Genomic DNA, 20,749 nt, shown 5'->3' on the forward strand with positions numbered 1-20,749 from the left:
AACATCCGAAGCGGCGCGTAAACCGCCGCCCCCGGATTATAGTTTCCCGAAAACGAATTGGGAGTTCAGTTAGACCAACGGTTCACAAACCGGGTTCAACCGAACGGGAAACGGTGGAAAAAATTGCGAACCCGTTCGAGCATGGCCCCTGAATCACATCACCTGCCGCTCGGACCACAGCTTGCGCAGGCGCTTGATGGATACCGGCATCAGGGTTTTCAGGGTCTGCGCAAACAGCGAGACGCGGAATTCCTCCAGCATCCAACGGTATTGCACCAGCGCCGGGTCGCCGGCCAGTAGCAGGGGCTCGCTCTTGCTGACCTCCACCTGGTAAGGCTCTTCCGCTTCCTGGTATTCCGCGGTAAGCCGGCGGTCGCGGTTGGGATCGAGCGCCGCCTTTTCCAGCCGCAACTCGATACCCTTCAGATAGCGGCTGTATTGGCGCAGCCACTCCAATGGCGTGTGGAACAGAAAACCGCGATAGAAGAGCCCGTTCAGCTGGCGATTGATATCCGCCACTGCCAAGGCCACCGCCAGGTTTTTCTGTTGTTTGATCAGTTTGCGCAGCGGCACCAGTTGCGCCAGTGCTTTTACCAGCAGATCACCGATTTCCTGCGCGGTCGCCACCAGCTGTTCGCGATTTTCCAGGGCGGCGAGAAACTCCTCCTCGCTGCGCGGCCACTGTTCATCGGCCCAGAAACACTCGCGTACCGCCGCCATTAGAATGTCGTCCGCTACTTCTTCGCGGCGCCCGAGGTCGGCGGCGCCGAGCCCCAGCTCCTTGCCCTTGAGCAGTTCCTTGCGCAGGTACTTCACCGGTTCCGGCAGCTGCAGAATCGCGAGGCGGCAGATACCGGCACGGGTCAACCGCCGGGCCTCTTCGGGGTTGTCCAGCAGTTTCAGGTCCACGCTTTCCCTGCCCGCGACCAGCGCCGGGTAGGCGCGCACCTTGAGCCCGCCCTGATCCAGCTGGTGGGTTTCCGGCAGGTCGCCAAAATCCCAGCGGGTGATACCGCTGCGCTCAAAGTCATCGCCGGCACTGGCGATTTCCCGCTGCACCCGGTCGCGGTATCGCAGCTGCAGGATTTCCAGATCCCGCGCCTGGTCCAGCAGCTTGCCCTTTTCATCCAACACCTGGATGTTGAAGCGGTAAAAATCCTCGAGCCCCTGCTCGGCGGTTTTCCACGCATCTTCCGGCAGTTCCAGTGCGGTCTGGCGCTTCAACTCATGGGCGAGCGCCTGCCACAGTGGCGTATTGCCCGTCTGCATGCGCGGCAGCGCCTTGTCCACCGCAGCCGGTACCGGTACAAAATGTTTGCGGTATTGTTTGGGCAGATTTTTCACCAGCGCGATGCACTTGTCTCTCAAAATGCCCGGCACCACCCATTGCAGGCGCGCCGCGGGTACCTGGTGCAAGGCACCGACCGGCACCCGAATACTCACACCGTCGTCCACGCTGCCCGGCTCGAAGTGGTAACTGACCGGATATTCGATCCCGCCACTGGTGATGGAGTCCGGGAACTGCGCCTCGCCCACGTGGCCGGCATCCTGCTGCATCATCAACTCACGGGGAATAAACAGCAGCTGCGGTTCCTTCTGCTCCGCCTGCTTGCGCCATTTGTCGAACCCGGCGAGGTTAACGATATCCGCCGGCAGGCGCTCGTCGAAAAAGCGGAACACCACTTCATCGTCCACCACGATGTCGCGACGGCGGGATTTGGCTTCGAGATCCTCAAGCTCCGCCAGCAGGTCCTTGTAATGCTGGAAGAACTTGCCCTTGCCGCGATAGCGCTGCTCCACCAACGCCTCGCGGATAAACACTTCGCGCGCGGTGGCGGGGTCGAGTTTGCCGTAGTGGATGCGCTGCTTGTCCACCAGCACCAGGCCGTAGAGCGTAACTTTTTCGAACGCCATCACCGCGCCCGAGCGCGGGTTGTAGTGCGGCTCGAAATAATTGCGCTTAACCAGGTGCTCGGAACAGCCAAGTACCCATTCCGGTTCAATTTTTGCCACGGTGTGCGCGAACAGACGGCTGGTTTCCAGCAGCTGCGCGGCCACCACCCAGTGCGGAGGTTTCTTGAACTGGCCGGAACCGGGGAAGATATGGAAGCGGCGGTTGCGACAGCCAAGAAACTCCTTATTTTCGTCCTTCACACCGATATTGCCGAGCAGCCCGGGCAGAATCGCCTTGTGCACACTGGCGTAATCCGCGGGCTCGCGGTTCATCTCCAGGTCGAGATCGCGAATGGCCAGACGCAACTGGTGGTGGATGTCCCGCCACTCGCGCAGGCGCAGCCAGCTCAGGTAATTTTTCTGGCACCACTTGCGCAGCTGACTCGCACTCAGGTCCTGGCGCTGGGCCTCGTAGCCATCCCACAGGTTCACCAGCGTCAGAAAGTCCGAGTGCTCATGCTCCCACTGTTTGTGTTTTTCGTCTGCCGCCTGGCGCTTTTCCGTCGGGCGCTCGCGCGGATCCTGGACGGCCAGCGCGGCTACGATGATCAGCAGTTCACGCAGGCTACCGGTCTTACCCGACTCCACCAGCATACGCGCCAGGCGCGGATCCAGCGGCAGCCGCGACAGCGCGCGCCCGAGCGGAGTCACATGGCCCTTTCCATCCACCGCCTGCAGCTCCTGCAACAGACTGTAACCATCGTTGATCAGGCGCTGGTCTGGCGGATCCACAAACGGGAAATCGCGAATATCGCCGATGCGCAGCTGCAGCATCTGCAGAATGACCGCGGCGAGATTGGTGCGCAGGATTTCCGCGTCGGTAAATTCCGGGCGTTGCAGGTAATCGCTTTCCTCGTACAGGCGGATACACACACCGGCACTGACACGGCCGCAGCGGCCGGCGCGCTGGTTAGCGCTTGCCTGGGAGATGGGTTCCACCGGCAGACGCTGGATCTTGCTGCGGTAGCTGTAACGGCTGATACGCGCAGTGCCCGGGTCGATCACATAGCGGATACCGGGCACGGTGATGGAGGTTTCCGCCACGTTGGTGGCAAGCACGATGCGGCGCCCCTTGTGCGGGGCGAATACACGGCTCTGCTCGGCGAGACTCAGGCGCGCATACAGTGGCAACACATCGATGTGTTGCAGCGGTGCGTCCCGCAGCGCCTTGGCACATTCGCGGATTTCGCGCTCGCCACTCATGAACACCAGAATGTCGCCGCCGCGGCGCGGTGAGGATTTTTCTTCCTGCAGCAGCTCCTCCACCGCGGCGATTACCTGCTCGTTCAGGTCGGCGTCGCTGTCTGCCGACGGGCGGTAGTGGATATCCACCGGATAGGTGCGTCCGGAAACCTCGATGATCGGTGCATCGTCGAAGTGCCGGGAGAATTTTTCCAGGTCGATGGTGGCCGACGTGATGATGACTTTCAGGTCCGGGCGCTTCGGCAGCAGGGTTTTTAGGTAACCCAGCAGAAAGTCGATATTCAGGCTGCGTTCGTGGGCCTCATCGATGACCAGGGTGTCGTAATTGGTGAGCAGCGGATCGCGCTGGATTTCCGCCAGCAGAATACCGTCGGTCATCAGTTTGATATGGGTGTGCTCGGTGCTCTGGTCGGTAAAGCGCACCTGGTAGCCCACCGAGTCGCCGAGCGGCTGACCGAGTTCCTCGGCAATGCGGTTGGCCACGGTGCGCGCGGCGATACGCCGCGGCTGGGTGTGGCCGATCTGGCCAAAGATACCGCGCCCCAGTTGCAGACAGATTTTCGGCAGCTGGGTGGTCTTGCCGGAGCCGGTCTCCCCCGCCACCACCACCACCTGGTTGGCCGCGATCAGCTCGGCGATTTCCTCCCGCCGCGCCACCACCGGCAGACCTTCCGGCCACTCCACCTTCGGCAGCTTTTGCCGGCGCGCCTCCGCCAGAGCGACCGACCTGGCCGCTTCTGCCGCCAACTGCGTCAGCATCCGGTCCGCGGGCTTGCCCTCTTTCAGTCGGCGGCGTGCATTGCTCAGGGTGCGCTGCAAGCGAACGCGATCGCGCCCCATGCACCGGGGCAACAACTGTTCAATGGGCTCCAGGGCCGATGGCGCGTGCGGGCTGGTGGAATCTTGGCTCATGTGTGACTGGCAATCCGGAAAATACTGCAAACCGGCGATTATACCCCCTGGGGACCACCGGGGTCTGTCCTTACACTTGCGGGCGCCACGCCTGGCCTATACTCAGATCAATGGCGCGCATTACAACCCTCGATTTGCCAACGATGCGCGACAAATTTCCACCGCCTGAAACGCAGGCTGGCTCTCGGCCCGATTTCACCAGCGCGAGCCATCTCAAAGGAGCGTCCATGCACGACCTTAAGCCAAGACCCCCAGCGTCCGCCGGCGATATGATGGGCCACCCGAAGGGGTTGTTCCTGCTGTTCGGAACCGAAATGTGGGAGCGCCTCAGCTTCTACGGTATGCGTGGCATCTTCGTGTTCTATCTCACCTCCGCGACCACCGCGGCGGTGTTCGGCTGGGAGGCGCTGTCGGACACCGAGTTGCAATCCAAGGCCCTCAGTTATCTCGGCACCTACGCCATGCTGGTGTACCTGACACCGATCATCGGCGGCTGGATGGCAGACAACATGTGGGGGCAGCGGCGCTGCATTATGTTCGGCGGTGTGCTGATGATGCTGGGACAGTTTGCCCTCGGCTTTCCACACAATTGGCTGCCGGATGGCTCCGAAATTTACATGCTGTGGCTAGGGCTGGCGCTGATGATTATCGGCAACGGCTTCTTCAAGCCAAATATTTCGACGATGGTGGGCGACCTCTACGACGAGGGCGACCGGCGACGGGATACAGCCTTCACGATTTTCTATATGGGGATAAATATCGGTTCGATCCTCGGCTACCTGGTGATTGGCTGGATTGGCGAGAAGGTCAATTACCAGCTGGCGTTCTTTGTGGCGGGGCTCGGCATGTTGCTGGGTTTACTGCTGCAGATGTCCAAGTCGGAAAAGCTGTTGGGAGAAATCGGCAAACAACCGTCGGCTAAAGTGGGCCTGAAAGCAAACCTCGCCGCCGACAAGAAACGACCGCTCACGCCGGAAGAGCGCGACCGCATCAAGGTCATCCTGATACTCGGTGTATTTACGGTGATTTTCTGGGCCGGATTTGAACAAGCCGCCGGTTCGATGAACCTGTTTGCCAAGCACAATACGGACTTGCATATTTTCGGCTTTGAAATTCCTGCGAGCTGGCTGCAGATGGTGAACCCGCTGTTCATTATTATCCTGGCGCCGGTGATGGCGAGTATCTGGGTGGGCCTTGGCGCGCGCGAGCCGACATCGCCGGCAAAATTTTCCATGGGCCTGATTTTTCTGGGCCTGGGGTTCGTGTCCATGGTGGGTGCGGCGCTGCAGATCGGTGATTCGGAGACGGTAAAGGCGAGCCCCTGGTGGCTGGTGGTTGCGTACATTTTCCACACCATTGGCGAGTTGTGTTTGTCGCCCATCGGTTTGTCGATGGTGACGAAACTCGCTCCGCTGCGTTTTCTGAGTCTGATGATGGGTTTGTGGTTTGCGTTTATCGGCATTGCCAACAAGGGTGCAGCGGAGATCGGCAAGCTCGTAGGCGAATCCGGCCCGTTGGCGACCTTTGGTGGCGTGGCCCTTGCGGCAATTCTTGCGGGGATTATCCTTTTCTTCCTGCGCGAGAAACTGGTGGACTGGATGCACGGTGCCGAGGAAGAACATACCGTGATCAAGGACACCACCAAGGAAGAAATCGGCATCACCGCGGATCACGATGTGGCGCCGCAAAGGAAGTTTGGGGAGTGAGGTCTTGCTCGAACCTAAGGTGGCGGCAAGGCACCGGGGGCGGGTTTTCAGGACCGCTGTGAACCCATCCCTGGGCGCTGCGGCGCAAACATCCTGTTTGCGACGCTCCTGAAAACCCGCCCCCGGCACCTTGCCTTAGCGTCTAAGTTCGGGACTTCGATTCAACACAATTTCCAACATAGAATTCTCTCGAAGATTCATCAAGAGTGGACCACACACTTGTCTCGAAGCACTTCTGTTACGCGCGAAGGCCGAGTGCCGGATGGAAGTTTTCAGGAGCGTCGGCGACAGGGACGTCGCCGACGCAGCGTACAGGGATGTATTCACAGCGGTCCTGAAAACTTCCATCCGGTGCTTGGCCGCCACAATAGTAATTCAAAGGACCCAGAACCTGTCGAAGCACTCAGCGCCCCTTCACCAGATAGGCAATCGCTCGATCCAGTCCCTCAATCGTCATCGGATACATCTGCCCATTAACCAATCGCTGGGTCAGACCGATACTTCCGGTGTACTGCCAGTACTCCTCCGCAGTGGGATTCAGCCACACGAGTTTTTCGTAGGTATTGGTCACCCGCTGCATCCAGGCCGCGCCAGGCTCCTCGTTCATGTGCTCGACACTGCCAAAGCGGCTGGTAATTTCGTACGGCGCCATGGAGGCGTCGCCGACGAAGATTACCTTGTAATCCTTGCCGTAAGTACGCAGCACATCCACCAGCGGCGTGGATTCACTGTAGCGGCGCGCATTGTCTTTCCACACATGTTCGTAAATAAAATTGTGGAAGTAGAAATATTCCAGATGCTTGAACTCGCTGCGGCAGGCGGAGAACAGTTCTTCGCACTGCTTTACATAGGGGTCCATAGAACCGCCCACGTCAAAAAAGATCAGCACCTTTACCGCGTTGTGCCGCTCGGGCACCATTTTTATATCCAGCAGGCCCGCATTGCGCGCGGTGGAGCGGATAGTGTCATTGAGATCCAGTTCTTCCGCCGCGCCAGTGCGGGCGAACTTGCGCAGCTTGCGCAGTGCCACCTGGATATTGCGGGTGCCAAGACTGATGCTGTCATCCAGATTGCGGAACTGACGCTTCTCCCACACCTTGGACGCAGACTTGTTGCGGCTCTCGCCGCCAACGCGGATACCATCAGGGTGATAGCCGCTGTTGCCAAACGGGCTGGTACCACCGGTACCAATCCACTTGTTGCCACCGCTGTGTCGTTTCTTCTGCTCCTCAAGACGCTTCCTGAATTCCTCCAGCATCTTTTCCAGTCCGCCCATGGACTCGATCTTTGCCTTCTCCTCGTCGGATAGTTGCTTCAGGAACTCCGCCCGCAGCCAGTCCTCCGGAATCATCTGCTTGAGAATGTCGTCGAGGGTTTCCAGGTCTTTGAAGTACGCGGTAAACGCGCGGTCGAACTTGTCGAAGTGCTTTTCGTCTTTGATCAGGCAGGTACGGGCAAGGAAGTAAAACTCGTCCAGGTTCGCGTAGACCAGACGCTGCTGCAGGGCTTCCAGCAGCGAAAGCAGCTCGGTGATGGATACCGGGAGTTGGTAGCGGCGGAGGTTCAGGAAAAATCCGATGAGCATTGGGTTTCCCCGAAGGTGTTAATAGTACATGTAGGAGCCTGCCTGCAGGCGAACATCCGCGGCGGGTTCGCCTGCAAGCAGGCTCCTACAAGGAAGAATTAGCGGCCGTCTCTACGCGCCATAAACGCCAGACGCTCCAGCATGTGTACGTCCTGTTCGTTCTTGAGCAACGCCCCGTAAAGTGGAGGAATCGCCGATTTGGCATCGCGGTTTTTGAGTACTTCCTCGGGAATATCATCCGCCAGCAACAGTTTGAGCCAGTCGATCAATTCCGACGTAGAAGGTTTTTTCTTCAGCCCCGGGACCTCGCGGATCTGGAAGAAAATATCCATCGCCTCGGAAACCAGCTGCTGTTTGATACCCGGGTAGTGCACATCCACGATCTTCTGCATGGTCGCGCGGTCGGGGAAACTGATGTAATGGAAAAAGCAGCGGCGCAGGAAGGCATCCGGCAACTCTTTTTCATTGTTGGAGGTAATAATCACAACCGGGCGGTGTTTTGCGGTGATGGTCTCTCCGGTTTCGTACACAAAGAACTGCATTCGATCGATTTCCACCAACAGGTCGTTGGGGAATTCGATATCCGCCTTGTCGATCTCATCAATCAGCAGCACCACCCGCTCGTCGGCCGCAAAGGCCTCCCACAGTTTGCCCTTCTTGATGTAATTGCCGATGTCGTGCACACGGTCCACCCCCAGCTGGGAATCCCGCAGACGCGAAACGGCGTCGTACTCGTAGAGCCCCTGCTGGGCCTTGGTGGTGGATTTGATATGCCACTGGATCAGCTTCAGTCCAAGGCTGCGCGCCACCTCCTCTGCCAGCAGGGTTTTGCCTGTGCCCGGCTCGCCCTTGATCAGCAGCGGGCGCTGCAGGGTCACCGCGGCGTCCACCGCCATTTGCAGATCGTCGGTGGCGACATAACTGTCGGTTCCGGTGAATTTCATGGCTGCTCCGAATTCCCGTGGATCGAAAAACACTCATGGTAAAGGAAGCGCGGAAAGGGGCCAAAGGCGGAATCGGTCAGATTGGATGACGACAGCGGCCGCAGCCGGGAAGAATCCGACCAGATAGGGATAGCGAGTCAGATTTTGAATGTTCACCGCCGCAATGCGGAGCCTGGACTCTGTGTTTCCGGTGATCTTGTTTATGCAACCTGCGCGCGACGGCGGCGGACCACTTGGCGGCCCTTGTCGGTGATGTACCAGCGGATACCGAGATGACTGTGGATTTTGCCCACCATTTCCAGCACCAGCAGACTGTTCAGGGCACGGGCCACAGAGTTCGTTTCCATATTGCCCTCCTGCACCATCCCCGCCAGCGAGCGAAACACGCAGTCGCCGTTGTTCAGCAGGCCGAGTACTTGCAGGGCATTGTCGTCGAGCTTGCGGATCTGGTTGAAATCGAGCGTCGGCCCCTGATCCGGATCGCCCTCTATCTCGTGCTCCAATAGCGGCATCATCTCCAGCTGCATGGCACGGATTTCCTGCTCCAGATTTTCCACCCGTGCGCGTGCGATGCTGGCATCTCGCAGCTGACGGCGCGCAGCGTTGAACACGAACATGCGCGAGGCAATGGCGGCAAGCAGACAATACCCTGTGAAAATCAGCAGGCGCGAAGGGTCACCCTGAATTTCGATCAGCAAGTCGCTCTGGGTGAACTTGAGAAAAATCGGCACCATCAATGCGCCGCACAGCCCCATGATCAGGCATCGGGCAAGGCCGGCTGGGTCTTCTTCAGTGAACAGCATCTGATAGTAGTTAACCAGGCCACCGAGAATACCGGAGACCAGCATGACCGCAGTCAGAATTAGCAGGTGGTCGAGCATCCCTGTCCCTTCATTCCATGCACAGAAAACGCCAGTGAAGGCACTTTGTGTTTGTCCATTGTTCTTGCGGGCGATTAAGTCCGGCTTTTGATTCGTGCCTGCTGGCGCGTCATTGTGCCATTCGGCGCCGCACCGTCAGCGCTCCCTTCAATGGGAGGGGTTGTTGCGGGCTCTATTAGATATAGCAGCAACCGGGGAACTCAGAAGCCGGGGGAAAGGTCAGCGAGAAGGGAATGGCGCCGGATACCGCAAGAACTGGCCGCCGGCGCGACGGGAAAGATCCAAATAATCAGTACTGGTCACTTTCTGTCATTGGACGGTCTTTACGGCGGCGGAGTATCAGTCCGACGATGCCAATAATCAGCATGACCGCAAAGGCTCCACCTGCGGCAAACACCAAGCTGGCGGTCACCTCCGGGGTTGCACCATTTTCCTCGAACACCATCTGATATGCGAAAAGCGGCAGAACCGGCGTCAGCGGTGCGTCGTCCATAGTGCCACGCGCGGGTACCAGTAGTACGGTAGCGGACACCAGCAAAAACAGATTGCGCAGCCAGGACCAGTGCCAGTTGCGCATAAACCACCAACCCGCCGCGAGCAATACCACCACACCGCCGGCATATATTGCCCAGGCCACCTTGAATTCTTCTGCCATTATCTTTCCGCTTGTCTTTATTAATGGTTCATTTTTCGTTTGGCTATCGGGCACCGTTAACAATTTAATTCTCGCCACCCCGGGGGTTTCCGGGTTCCCGCCTTTGCGGGAAGAACGATGTTTAACGGTATCCTTTCGCGAATAAATTTTTCAATCGTCACCGATCCAGACGACGATGTGATCTTCATAATCTTCCACCTGCACTTGCTCCTCACTGATCACCTGATCCCTCACAGAAATACCGGCTTTATGCACGGATTCCGGATCGCCGGAAACCAGCGGGTGCCACTCGGGCAACTGCCCCCCCTGGGCCAGCAAGCGGTAGGCGCAGGTAGCGGGCAACCAGGCAAAGCTGGCAGCATCGTCCGGGGTCAACTGGATACAGTCTGGCACCTTCTGTTTGCGGTTTGGGTAATCACTGCAGCGGCAGCTGTGGCTGTCCAACAACTTGCAGGCCACACGGGTGGTGTAGACCTCTCCGGTGTCCTCGTCTTCCAACCGGTGCAGGCAGCAGCGACCACAACCGTCGCAGAGGGATTCCCACTCGGAAACCGTCATTTCCGCGAGGGTTTTGCGCTGCCAGAATGGCCTTTGGCTTACCACGTCCGCTACTCCGAATTCAGCCGCGGGGCAGTTTGCTGTTCTGCGCGGCAATTGCCCGCATTTCGTCATCCTGCGCCGGCGGCATTTGCAGATAGTAGCCCTGTTCCTGCAGCGCGTGTATGACCTTCTGCGCATCCGCACGCGCCAGTTTGCGCTCGGGGGTGATCAGCATGGTGGTCACATGCACCGGTGCACCAAACAGTTGCTGCAGGCTTTCCGGCACTTTGGACACGCCATCCTGCTTCTGCACATACAGATACATTTCGTCCTTGCGCGGGCTGCGGTAAATATCGCAAAGAAGTTTCATTATGCGTTTCTCAATCGGTTCAGTTCACCCAGCAATGGCTCACCGACAACAGTTCTGCGCCATCCCAGCAGGCGGCCTTCCAGCTCGGGCTTTTCCGCCTGCACCAGGTTTTCCAGTTCTTTTTTGCGCACCAGGATTTCCGGCGGCAGGCCCGCCGCCTCGGCGAGTTCGGTGACTTTCTGTCGCAGCAGTTTCAGATCCTCACCCTGCTCGCGATTCAGCGGCATAGGCATACGCGGAGGCAGGTCAGTGCGCTCGCTGGCGGCAGCGATGATCTGCAGCAGGGTCTCACCGTATTTGCGCATCGTCTTGCCCTCAAGTCCGGGCTGGCCCAGGGTAGCGAGATGCTTCGGCATCGACTGGGCGAGGCCGAGACAGACATTTTCTTTTAACAGGTGATTGCGCGGTATATCCCGCTCGCGCGCTTCACGCTCGCGCCACGCGCACAGGTCCTGCAGCACCGCAAGCTGTTTCTGTCGCAGGCGCCACGCCCCCTTCACTTTGAGGTAGTAGAGCTCCGGCACTTCCGTCTGGCGCGCGGCCTGGATAATCGCGTCGCAGTCTTCCCGCAACCAGTCGAGGCGCCCCAGCTCGCGCAGTTTTTTCAGCAGCATGCCGTAAATCAGCGGCAACCAGGCCACATCGAGGGCCGCATAATTTTTCTGAGACTCGCTGAGTGGCCGCTGCAGCCAGTCGGAGCGGGTCTCGCTTTTCGGCAGTTCAATCTGCAGCAGCTGCTGCACGGTGGCAGCGTATCCGAGGCCCGCGCCCATACCGGAAATGGCCGCTGCCACCTGGGTATCGAAGATTGGCTCGGGGATGGCGCCGAGCAGGCGATCGAGGGTTTCCAGATCCTCACTGCAGGAATGCATGACTTTGACCACACGCGTGTCCAGCAGCAGCTCCCTGAGCGGTCCCAAATCGTCGATGGCGAGATTGTCGATCAGATAGCAGTGTTTACCGTCCCCGATCTGCACCAGTGCAGGCAACGGGTAGAAGGTGCGGCTGCGCATGAATTCGGTATCCAGCGCCACCGCGCTCTGGGTGCGCCAGCGGGCACAGAGTTCCGCCAGCTGGGTGCTGCTGTCGATCCAGATGGGTGTGGTGTCGACCAGTTGTTTGTTGATTTGTTCGGGCATCAGAAAACCAGCTTAAAGGGCGGTGCGGCTATTGAATGCGTGCGCCAGGGTACCGCCGTCGATATATTCCAGCTCGCCACCAATAGGGACGCCGTGGGCAATACGGCTCACTTTGACACCTTTGGCGCGGGCACGCTCGGCGATGAACTGGGCGGTGGCCTCGCCTTCCACAGTGGGGTTGGTGGCAATGATCAGCTCGGCAATACGCTCCTCTTCCTGCTCGCCCAGGCGCTCGCCCAGCAGGTCGAGCCCGAGGTCTGCTGGCCCAACGCCGTCAATGGGGGACAGGTGGCCGTGCAATACGAAGTAGAGACCGTGGTAGTTGCCCGCCTGTTCAATGGCGAGCACATCCGCCGGGGTTTCCACCACACACAGCAGAGAATGATCGCGCCGGGTGTTGTTGCACAAGGCGCACACTGCTTGCTCGGTAAGCGTGCGACAGCGGCTGCAGCGTCCGACTCTTTCCACCGCCTGTTGCAGCGAGTGGGCGAGCAGGCCAGCCGCATCGCGGTCTTTTTCCAGCAGATACATCGCCATGCGCTGCGCGGATTTGGGACCGACACCGGGCAGGCAGCGCAGTGCGCGAATCAGGTCTTCAATCAAGGGGCTGAACATTTATCGGGTACGCCGGTTCAATAACAAAAAGGGGTCACTAACAAAAAGGGCCCGATTGGGCCCGGTATGCTCGATGGGCTCTCGACGGTAGGCCCGTCAGCCGAACGGGAACTTGAACCCTTCCGGCAGGTTCATGCCGGCGGCGAGCCCACCCATTTGCTCCTTCTGCACCTTTTGCGCGGCTTCTTCCACCCGGCGCACGGTATCGTTCACCGCTGCGGCCAGAAGGTCTTCGAGCATTTCCTTGTCTTCGCCGAGTAGGCTCTGGTCGATGTTGACGTCTACTACGTCGTGACGACCGTTCATGGTGACCTTCACCATGCCCGCGCCGGATTCACCGGTAACGCGCAGGTCAGCCAGCTCTTGCTGGATTTTTTCCATGCGCTCCTGCATATCGGCCTGCATCTTCTGGGCCTGCTGCATCAAATCGCCCAAACCTTTCATCATGGGAGTCACCCTTCCATTAATTCATTCAACACATGCGGAGAACGCTAAAAATCGTCGCAAGCACGTGGCTGGTAATGACCGCCGGACGCCACCAGGGCGCGCGCAGTAGATTTTTGCTCTGGTCAGCCCAGGTATTCCACGGTTTCCGGAACCAGCTGCGCGCCCAGCTCCGCCTGCAGATCCTGCACCAGCGGGTCCCGGTTGAGGGCGTCGCGGGCGGAGAGTAACTGCGCCTCGCGGGTAGCCGCCACCAGTCGCGCCGGCGTTCCACCGTGGACTTCGCCCACCTGGATATGAACACTTACCGGCTGGCCGAAAAAGTCTCCCAACACATCGGCGAGGCGGCGCTGATGGCCGTCGTCGTAGAGGCTGCTGAAAGACTGGTCCAGGATAAAAGACAGTATATGGTCCTGCCGCCCCTGCAACTCCAGATGCGAGGCAATGGAGTGGAGAATACCGGTCACGCCGATCTGCGGATACATAGCCGGCCAGCTGCCGGGCGACAACGCTTCCAGACGCGCCGGCGGCACAACTGGCGCTGGCTGCGCTGGCACACTGGGAGGAATCGGCGCCCGCGCTGCCGGCGCAGTCTGCGCTTCGGCTACCTGTTGCCGCAAGCGCTCGCGCATGGCGGCGCGGTCATCATCCGCTGCCGGTGCGCCCTCGTTTACCGGTGCGACCGTGTTTTCAGGTATCGCAGGCACAACAGATTCTTCTTCCGCTACTGCGGCAAATGTGGACGCGGCGGGCTCCGCCGCTGGAGATAGCGGCTTCTCTTCAGCTGCGGGCTTTTTTTCGCTGTCACTCCGGCTTGCCGTGTAGTTCGGCTCGAGTGGGCGCGACTCCAGCCCGCGGTCCGGACTTTCGCTCACCGGCTCGTCGTCCCACGGCGGTGTGTCGTCCTGTGGCGGCGCAGACTGCGGCTCTGGACGGGTTGGCTCAGCCGGGGGCGGGCTGGAGGACACAGACGCCCCTGCAGGCGCCTGAGCGACAGTCTCATTCACTGTTGGCGCAGGCTGCGGCTCTGCTGCAACCGGTGCCGATACCGGCTGTGGCGCCGGTTTGTGTTCAACGGCCTGGCCGGCACCGGCGAGGCGGGCCGTTGGAATGTTGGCAACGCCCTGTGGCTTGAATGCCAGCATCCGCAAAAGCGCCATCTCAAAACCGCCGCGAGGGTCCGGCGCCAGCGGCAGGTCTCGGCGTGCAAGCAGGGCCATCTGGTAGAAAAGTTGCACGTTTTCACTGGCGATGGTGGCCGCGTGTTGTTGCAGCTGTTCCGCATCGCCGAGGGCGTTGTCGATCGCCTCCGGTAGCACCTGGGCAATGGCGATACGATGGAGAATGGACGCGAGTTCCGCCAGTGCAGCGCTGTAATCCGGTGCGTGCTGCGAGAGATCGTTGACCGCGGCGAACAGCGCCGCCGGGTTCTCATCCGCCAGTGCCTGTACCAACTTCCACACCAGATTGCTGTCGAGTGTGCCGAGCATGGCCCGCACTTCCGCCTCGCTGATCTTGCCACCGCCAAACGCAATGGCCTGGTCGGTAAGACTCATGGCATCGCGCATGCTGCCGTCGGCAGCGCGCCCGAGCAACCACAGGGCGGCCTCCTCAAACGGCACTAGCTCTTTTTCCAGTACGAAACGCAGGTGCTCAACCACCCGCTCCGGGCTCATGTTCTTCAGATTGAACTGCAAACAGCGGGATAGCACCGTGACCGGCAGCTTCTGCGGATCGGTGGTGGCCAGCAGGAATTTGACATGGGGCGGCGGCTCTTCCAGCGTTTTCAACAGGGCGTTGAAAGAGCTGTTGGACAGCATGTGCACCTCGTCGATCAGGTACACCTTGTAGCGACCCCTTGTGGGCGCATACTGCACATTTTCCAGCAGCTCGCGGGTGTCCTCCACCTTGGTGCGGGAAGCCGCGTCCACCTCAATCAGGTCCACAAAGCGCCCTTCGGCAATCTCGTTACACACCGAGCACTGGCCGCAGGGTTCGGAACTGACACCGGTTTCGCAGTTGAGGCACTTGGCGAGAATCCGCGCAATGGTGGTCTTGCCCACTCCGCGGGTACCGGCAAACAGATAGGCGTGGTGCAGGCGGTTGTTGTCCAGGGCATTGATCAGCGCCTGGAGCACATGCTCCTGGCCCACCATCTCCCGAAACAACCGCGGCCGCCACTTGCGCGCCAGTACTTGATAACTCATTCGCTCTCCGCACCTTGGGGTGCCCTGATTTGGACGGAATATGCCGGCAGCGGCACTTGAGAAGTCGGCCATTATAGCGACATCACCGCTCAGGAGTAGACACCCGCCAGCCGGCGTCGGCGGGGAGCACCGCAAACGACGTTTTCTCGGCTCCGCCTCCCGAAAGGACGAACTTGAGGACAATTCGGTCAACTTATCGTGTCAAAACGACCACTCGTCGATTGCTATACGCCTGTGTTATAACTTGCCCGGCTCGAGACAAAGCAACCACAACAATCACAACGAGCGCTGTACGGGGATTTCACCAACCAATGAATAAAGCCCGGAAGACACTTCTGGAGAAGCTGTTTGCCGAACACGGCCAGGCACTGGTGCGCTTCGTCACTCGCATTGTGCGCAGCCCTGAAGACGCCGAAGACATTGCCCAGTACGCCTATCTGCGCCTGCAGAACCTTACCGATGAAAAGGATCTGGAGAACCCCCGCGCCTACCTCTTCCAGATTGCCAACAATCTGGCGCTGGATCAGCTGCGCCGGGGGAAGCTGCATATTGATTACGTCAACCAGCACCTGCCCGTCGACAGCACCGGCGAGGATGACCACGCCGACCACCACTCTCCGGAACGGGTTCTCGCTGCCAGGCAACAACTACAGGCCATTCACGAAGCCATGGACAGCCTGCCTCTTAAGTGCCGCCAGGCTTTCCTGTTGCACCGCAACCGAGGCCTCTCCTATAGCGAAATCGCTGAAGATATGAACATATCCGTCAGCAGTGTGGAGAAGTACATTCTGCAGGCGCTGAAGGTCTGCCGGCAGAAAACCGGAAACCTCTAATCCCGCAACCAATCTCAATCCGCCCCTCCGTGGCGTACAGGCTTGCTGTGGCGCTTTACCGACACCGCACTGCCGTGCCCAACAGGATTCGAACCAGTCTGGCGCACACCGGCTGACCAGTGCACCGCGGTGCAGCAAATTAATTCGAATTTGTTTGAGGTAATCCCCCCGCTGCTCGTCTTACCTATGAGCAGCGGCATCTGAACAAGAAAAAACGGATTCCGTGAGAAATTTGTGCTAAATTTTTCGGCGTTTTTTCGCAAAAATTGCACAGAAAGTTTGTAGCAGTTGATTTGAGCGCCTTCCCATAGCACCATATTGGTGCATCCAGGCAGTTAAGGCCTGAGGAAAGGCACTTACCACCCAAATGACAACTCTGACAGGCAGTCCAACAGGTTATCGGAAAACAAGGTATTAGTGCGGTGAACCCTCAGGAAGTACAAGACGTACCAACGGAAGACAGGCTGGACCAGGCGTGTGCCTGGATCGCGCGCCTGCGTTCCGACGCGCTCAGCGATACCGACCGCCGCGCTTTTGCCCAATGGATGGCGGAGTCTCCGGCGAACCACAAAGCCTTTGAGGAAATGTGTGAACTCTGGGGCGACCTGGGTGTACTCTCCCGCCTGCCGCTCGACGAAATCTACCCCGAAAGCGTTCCCGCGTCTCACCACCGCGACACCGCTAATCAAGCAAGCCGCGGGCGCCCAACGCCGGCCGGCGACGAGCCCTCCAGCCGCGGATGGAACCTGCCTCAATGGCTGATGGGCGGCAGTGCCGTTGCAGCCTGCCTTGGCATTGCCCTTTGGATTGGCAACCAGTGGTTGCAACAGACACCAACGCAACAGCAGATGTACACCACGGCTGTCGGCGAAATGCGCACTGTTGATCTCCCCGATGGTTCACGCGTACAGCTGAACACCAACTCGGAGCTAATCGTCAACTTCAGCCGCGAAGAGCGCCGCACACAACTGCTGCGCGGCGAGGCTTACTTCGATGTGGCCCGCCAGACCGCACGCCCCTTCACGGTAAGCGCCGGTAGCGCCAATATCCGCGTGCTGGGCACCCAGTTCAATGTGGAGCGCAACCCCGAGAACACCCGTGTATCCGTCACCGGCGGCACCGTGGCCGTGAGCGAGGCCAGCGCCGCCAGTGGCCTGCGGCCGGAAACCGTCAAGCTGACCCGCAATCAGAAGGTCAGCGTGTCTGGCAGCGGCCTGTCCGAAGTCGGCCGCACCTCCGAGCAGGAGGCACTTGACTGGACTCAGGGTCAACTGGTCTTTGACGAAACCCCGCTCAACGAGGCATTGGAAGAACTGAACCGCTATCTCAAGGTACCTGCCGCTGCAGCACCTGCAGTGGGTGACAGGACTCTGTCCGGCACCTTCGAGCTGACCGACCCGGAAAACACGCTTTCCGCCATCGCCGCCGCACTGGGATTGAGCCAGGATCACAGCAATCCCAACCTGACTCTCTTGTCCCCCAAGCCTAACTGAGATATAAACCTCGCTTCGGGTGATCGTACTTTTTTTAGCCAAAAGCTTGCGCTCACCTTCACCAGATAATCCATCAGAATGCATGCAGTCGCGGCCGCTGATCGCGCCGACTGCGCGGGTGAGACGAGAGCATTGGACTTCCGGCACTGGGTAACACTGTCTCTGACAGGCCTGCTGGCATTCTCCGGGAGTGCTCTCTCCGCCTGCCCGAAATCCGGCGTCCAGCTTCCTTCCGGCCCTCTTTCCCGCGCACTGATTGCCCTTGGCAAGCAATGCCGGGTGTCGCTGGTGATGCAACCCAACAGTGTGTCCAGCATCCAGGTTAGAGAGCAGCACCTGGAAACCTCCAATGGCAGTATCGCCCCGGCGCTTCATCAGCTGCTAGACAAGACGCCACTGACCTTCATGCACACCGGCACCAATGCGGTGGCGATCATTGCCCGCCCCACAGAATCAGAGGGCGATCATGCGGCAGCGGCACCAACCCTGCCTGCCGAAGAAGTCACGGTTACCGGGCAGAGTCTCACCGGCAGCCACCTGCGCCACCTGAAGCTCGACAGCTACGCGCCGATCGATGTGCTTGCACAACCGGAACTGGAAATCACCGGCGCACAAACCGTCGCCGAGCTGCTTAAGTTCCTGCCCGCGGTTTCAGGTAATTCCACCAGTACGTCTGTCACCAACGGCGGCAACGGCACGGCCACCGTCACCCTGCGCGGCCTTCCCGCCAGCAATACCCTGGTACTGATCAACGGCCGGCGCATCGTCAACAACGGATTCGGTGGTGAAGCGGCGGACCTGAACACCATTCCGCTCTCCGCGGTAGACCGCATCGAAGTACTGAAAGACGGCGCCTCGGCCGTATACGGCTCCGACGCTATTGCCGGGGTGGTGAACATCATCCTGCGGCGGGATTTTGACGGGCTGGATATCAGCAGTTATTACGGCCAGGCGGTACGCGGCGACCAGCGGACCAATTCATACAGCATTACCTGGGGTGGCGGCAGCGAGACCAGCCACTTGATGTTCAGCCTCGCCCACTACCGCCAGGGCGAAATTCGGAGTCGCGATCGGGATCTATCCGACTCTGCCGACAACCGCGCCCTCGGCGGTACGGATGTGCGCTCTTCCGCGTCCCCGTCGGGATATATTTCGCTCACCAGCGGCGTAGTCACCAATGACGGAGATGGATTTACTCACTGGAACGAGGACTTCCTGTATAACTTCCGTGAGCACACCTCCGCTCTGGTTCCCTCCGAGCGTCAGTCCCTTTATGTTGCCGCCAGTCACAGCCTGTCTGACACCGTGGACGCCTACGCAGAGTCCATGGTTATTCGCACCCGCTCTGAATTGACAATGGCGCCCACGCCCGTCTTTACCCGCTTCGACAATGGCGATCTCAGCATCGCGCGCGATCAGATCTACAACCCGTTTGGCGAAGAAATCACTGACGTACGGAAGCGTGTACAAGAGCTGGGCCCGCGAATCCAGAACAACGACACCGATACCTGGCGCCTGAACACCGGCATAAAAGGACAAGCCGACGAATGGCGCTGGGAGCTTACCGCTGCGACCCATTACACCCGAGCCAACGAAACCCTCAGCAACCTGATTGACCCGAACCGCCTTTCCCTCGCCCTCAAAGGGCCGGATGTCTGTGCCGAAGAAAACGACTGCGTAGCGGTCAACCTGCTCGGCGCCCCCGGTAGTATCGACGGCGTACAGCTGGACTATATCCGCGCAGAGAACCGCGTAGACGGCACCACCCGCATGCACTCGGTTACCTATGTCGCCGATGGCCCATTGGGCGGGAACGCCGCCGGAGAAATACTCGCCGCCGCCGGTATCGAAATCCGCCGCGAGGCCATAGATTTCACCTCTACCGATTCTGCCGGTCTCTCGCTGATTGGTGGCGTAGCCTCAGGTGCGGCGGAGGGTCAACGCCTGATCGGCGAGGCATTTGCCGAAATTTCCCTGCCACTGAAAGCGGACCGCCTGTGGCTCGACGGCGCGCTGCGCTATTCCGAGTACAGCGACTTCGGCAACACCGCCAATCCAAAAATTGCACTGCGCTGGCGACCGTGGCCGGCGCTACTGGTGCGCGCGAGCTATGCCACCGGATTCAAGGCACCTACGCTCATCGACATGAACCAGACCGGCCACCAGAGCCAGGAATTCCTGTTCGACCCCTGCACCAATAGCAATGCCGACCAACTGCCCGGCTGCAACGGTCGCGCGGATCAGGACCGCATCCAGTATCTGACGGAATATGGTGGCAATCCGGACCTTCAACCGGAAACTTCAGACAACCGGTCCCTCGGCGTCGTGTGGACCCCCGGCGACTTCACCGGATTTCATGCCAGCCTCGACCTGTTTGAGATCCGTCAGAACGATGTGATTGATACCAGCCCCCAGTACCTGATCACGAAAAATGCCTATCACGGACTGTTCCGCGATCGCGTGCAGCGGGACGGCGAAGGCGATATCACTCGCATCGTCGCCACCCGCCTGAATATCGGCGCCCGTGAAGTGCGCGGCGTCGATGCCTCCATGCGCTACCAGTATCAGTCCAAAACACTCGGACTGATCCGCTGGTCCATGAACAGCAGCCATATGTCGCGCTACCTGAACCAGCTCGCGCCAGGCAGCCCGGTCGAAGATCTCTCCGGCACATTTGCCGATGCCGCCAGCGGCGGCGCTGGCTCACTGCCCGAGTGGAAGGCCAACACCGGTATTTACTGGCAGCGCGGTCGCTGGGAAGGCGGCTACACCATTCACTATGTGAGTGACCTTGAAGAGAGCTTTACGCTCAACGATCAGGCCGTCACTCGCACCATCGACAGCTGGTCCACCCACGATCTGCAACTGGCATACGGCGTACCCAGTGGTTTCCGCTTCGCCATTGGCATCGACAACTTGCTGGACCAGGCACCGCCTTTCGCCGCCTCGGCATTCAACGACAATTTCGACGCTCGCACCTACGACCTGACCGGGCGCTACTGCTACACCACTTTCAGCTTCAGCATGTGATGCAACCGGCGACAACCGGTTTCTCCTTTTTAGAATCCGCACTACGCTGTTGGCAGTAGCGCGATTACTGCGATGAATGGACACGCGACGAATAAAATCCGGTCGTTGTCCAAGCTATTTGCGATTCGCGAATTTCCCTTTCCTGTCCGCATCAATGTCGCCCCCTCCCCGCTCCCGGCAAAAACTGACGCACATTCCGTTCGCTCATTTCCCCACGGATGACGTCGCAATTGGCACAA

General features: G+C 59.5%; 15 protein-coding genes. 4 read left to right on the plus strand and 11 right to left on the minus strand.

Annotated elements, in window-relative coordinates; translation table 11 throughout:
• Positions 1-153 precede the first annotated feature (153 nt).
• Positions 154-4,068, minus strand: a complete 3,915-nt coding sequence (gene hrpA, locus GNX18_RS09365; RefSeq protein WP_166217374.1) for an ATP-dependent RNA helicase HrpA — start codon at positions 4,066-4,068, stop codon at positions 154-156.
• Positions 4,069-4,295: 227 nt separating this feature from the next.
• On the opposite strand from hrpA, the gene GNX18_RS09370 reads away from it, so the two are divergent.
• A complete protein-coding gene (locus GNX18_RS09370; protein WP_138233809.1) occupies positions 4,296-5,774 on the plus strand; it encodes a peptide MFS transporter in 1,479 nt (492 codons plus the stop codon).
• A gap of 403 nt (positions 5,775-6,177) precedes the next feature.
• On the opposite strand, the gene GNX18_RS09375 is transcribed toward GNX18_RS09370, so the two are convergent.
• From GNX18_RS09375 to dnaX, 10 genes are all read right to left on the minus strand, one after another.
• Complete coding sequence (locus GNX18_RS09375) at positions 6,178-7,359, minus strand: VWA domain-containing protein (RefSeq protein WP_166217377.1); 1,182 nt, start codon at positions 7,357-7,359, stop codon at positions 6,178-6,180.
• A gap of 98 nt (positions 7,360-7,457) precedes the next feature.
• On the minus strand, positions 7,458-8,303 hold the full coding sequence (locus GNX18_RS09380) for a MoxR family ATPase (protein WP_166217380.1): 846 nt from the start codon (positions 8,301-8,303) through the stop codon (positions 7,458-7,460).
• Between the two features lie 200 nt (positions 8,304-8,503).
• Complete coding sequence (locus GNX18_RS09385; protein ID WP_138233806.1) at positions 8,504-9,184, minus strand: YEATS-associated helix-containing protein; 681 nt, start codon at positions 9,182-9,184, stop codon at positions 8,504-8,506.
• A gap of 289 nt (positions 9,185-9,473) precedes the next feature.
• Complete coding sequence (locus GNX18_RS09390) at positions 9,474-9,839, minus strand: hypothetical protein (RefSeq protein ID WP_138233805.1); 366 nt, start codon at positions 9,837-9,839, stop codon at positions 9,474-9,476.
• Between the two features lie 150 nt (positions 9,840-9,989).
• The gene (locus GNX18_RS09395; protein WP_256367383.1) at positions 9,990-10,442 is read right to left on the minus strand and encodes a YcgN family cysteine cluster protein; all 453 of its coding nucleotides are present in this window, start codon (positions 10,440-10,442) and stop codon (positions 9,990-9,992) included.
• Between the two features lie 16 nt (positions 10,443-10,458).
• Complete coding sequence (locus GNX18_RS09400; RefSeq protein ID WP_138233803.1) at positions 10,459-10,749, minus strand: YcgL domain-containing protein; 291 nt, start codon at positions 10,747-10,749, stop codon at positions 10,459-10,461.
• On the minus strand, positions 10,749-11,888 hold the full coding sequence (rnd, locus tag GNX18_RS09405; protein WP_166217386.1) for a ribonuclease D: 1,140 nt from the start codon (positions 11,886-11,888) through the stop codon (positions 10,749-10,751). The genes GNX18_RS09400 and rnd overlap by 1 nt, the downstream gene beginning before the upstream one ends.
• Before the next feature lie 12 nt (positions 11,889-11,900).
• The gene (recR, locus tag GNX18_RS09410) at positions 11,901-12,503 is read right to left on the minus strand and encodes a recombination mediator RecR (protein WP_138233801.1); all 603 of its coding nucleotides are present in this window, start codon (positions 12,501-12,503) and stop codon (positions 11,901-11,903) included.
• Between the two features lie 96 nt (positions 12,504-12,599).
• Entirely contained in the window at positions 12,600-12,947 is a 348-nt protein-coding gene (locus GNX18_RS09415; protein WP_166220519.1) for a YbaB/EbfC family nucleoid-associated protein, read from the minus strand.
• 125 nt (positions 12,948-13,072) lie between these two features.
• The gene (gene dnaX, locus GNX18_RS09420) at positions 13,073-15,154 is read right to left on the minus strand and encodes a DNA polymerase III subunit gamma/tau (RefSeq protein ID WP_166217389.1); all 2,082 of its coding nucleotides are present in this window, start codon (positions 15,152-15,154) and stop codon (positions 13,073-13,075) included.
• 311 nt (positions 15,155-15,465) lie between these two features.
• Here dnaX and GNX18_RS09425 point away from each other — a divergent pair, with 311 nt between their 5' ends.
• From GNX18_RS09425 to GNX18_RS09435, 3 genes are all read left to right on the plus strand, one after another.
• Positions 15,466-15,987 carry an RNA polymerase sigma factor gene (locus GNX18_RS09425; RefSeq protein ID WP_138233799.1) on the plus strand — a complete coding sequence of 174 codons (522 nt, stop codon included), beginning with the start codon at positions 15,466-15,468 and terminating at the stop codon, positions 15,985-15,987.
• Positions 15,988-16,409: 422 nt separating this feature from the next.
• Positions 16,410-17,480, plus strand: a complete 1,071-nt coding sequence (locus GNX18_RS09430) for a FecR family protein (RefSeq protein WP_166217391.1) — start codon at positions 16,410-16,412, stop codon at positions 17,478-17,480.
• 78 nt (positions 17,481-17,558) lie between these two features.
• Entirely contained in the window at positions 17,559-20,510 is a 2,952-nt protein-coding gene (locus tag GNX18_RS09435) for a TonB-dependent receptor (RefSeq protein ID WP_240914324.1), read from the plus strand.
• The last annotated feature ends 239 nt before the right edge of the window (positions 20,511-20,749 follow it).

The sequence above is a fragment of the Microbulbifer sp. SH-1 genome, assembly GCF_011326135.1.
In the GTDB taxonomy this organism is placed as follows: Bacteria; Pseudomonadota; Gammaproteobacteria; order Pseudomonadales; family Cellvibrionaceae; genus Microbulbifer; species Microbulbifer harenosus.

What these genes read in the sequence shown, in the direction of transcription:
- GNX18_RS09385 (WP_138233806.1), bottom strand. Translation starts at nt 9,184, where the DNA reads ATGCTCGACCACCTGCTAATTCTGACTGCGGTCATGCTGGTCTCCGGT.
- GNX18_RS09400 (WP_138233803.1), bottom strand. Translation starts at nt 10,749, where the DNA reads ATGAAACTTCTTTGCGATATTTACCGCAGCCCGCGCAAGGACGAAATG.
- hrpA (WP_166217374.1), bottom strand. Translation starts at nt 4,068, where the DNA reads ATGAGCCAAGATTCCACCAGCCCGCACGCGCCATCGGCCCTGGAGCCC.
- GNX18_RS09375 (WP_166217377.1), bottom strand. Translation starts at nt 7,359, where the DNA reads ATGCTCATCGGATTTTTCCTGAACCTCCGCCGCTACCAACTCCCGGTA.
- GNX18_RS09390 (WP_138233805.1), bottom strand. Translation starts at nt 9,839, where the DNA reads ATGGCAGAAGAATTCAAGGTGGCCTGGGCAATATATGCCGGCGGTGTG.
- GNX18_RS09435 (WP_240914324.1), top strand. Translation starts at nt 17,559, where the DNA reads ATGCATGCAGTCGCGGCCGCTGATCGCGCCGACTGCGCGGGTGAGACG.
- GNX18_RS09370 (WP_138233809.1), top strand. Translation starts at nt 4,296, where the DNA reads ATGCACGACCTTAAGCCAAGACCCCCAGCGTCCGCCGGCGATATGATG.
- rnd (WP_166217386.1), bottom strand. Translation starts at nt 11,888, where the DNA reads ATGCCCGAACAAATCAACAAACAACTGGTCGACACCACACCCATCTGG.
- recR (WP_138233801.1), bottom strand. Translation starts at nt 12,503, where the DNA reads ATGTTCAGCCCCTTGATTGAAGACCTGATTCGCGCACTGCGCTGCCTG.
- dnaX (WP_166217389.1), bottom strand. Translation starts at nt 15,154, where the DNA reads ATGAGTTATCAAGTACTGGCGCGCAAGTGGCGGCCGCGGTTGTTTCGG.
- GNX18_RS09425 (WP_138233799.1), top strand. Translation starts at nt 15,466, where the DNA reads ATGAATAAAGCCCGGAAGACACTTCTGGAGAAGCTGTTTGCCGAACAC.
- GNX18_RS09415 (WP_166220519.1), bottom strand. Translation starts at nt 12,947, where the DNA reads ATGAAAGGTTTGGGCGATTTGATGCAGCAGGCCCAGAAGATGCAGGCC.
- GNX18_RS09380 (WP_166217380.1), bottom strand. Translation starts at nt 8,303, where the DNA reads ATGAAATTCACCGGAACCGACAGTTATGTCGCCACCGACGATCTGCAA.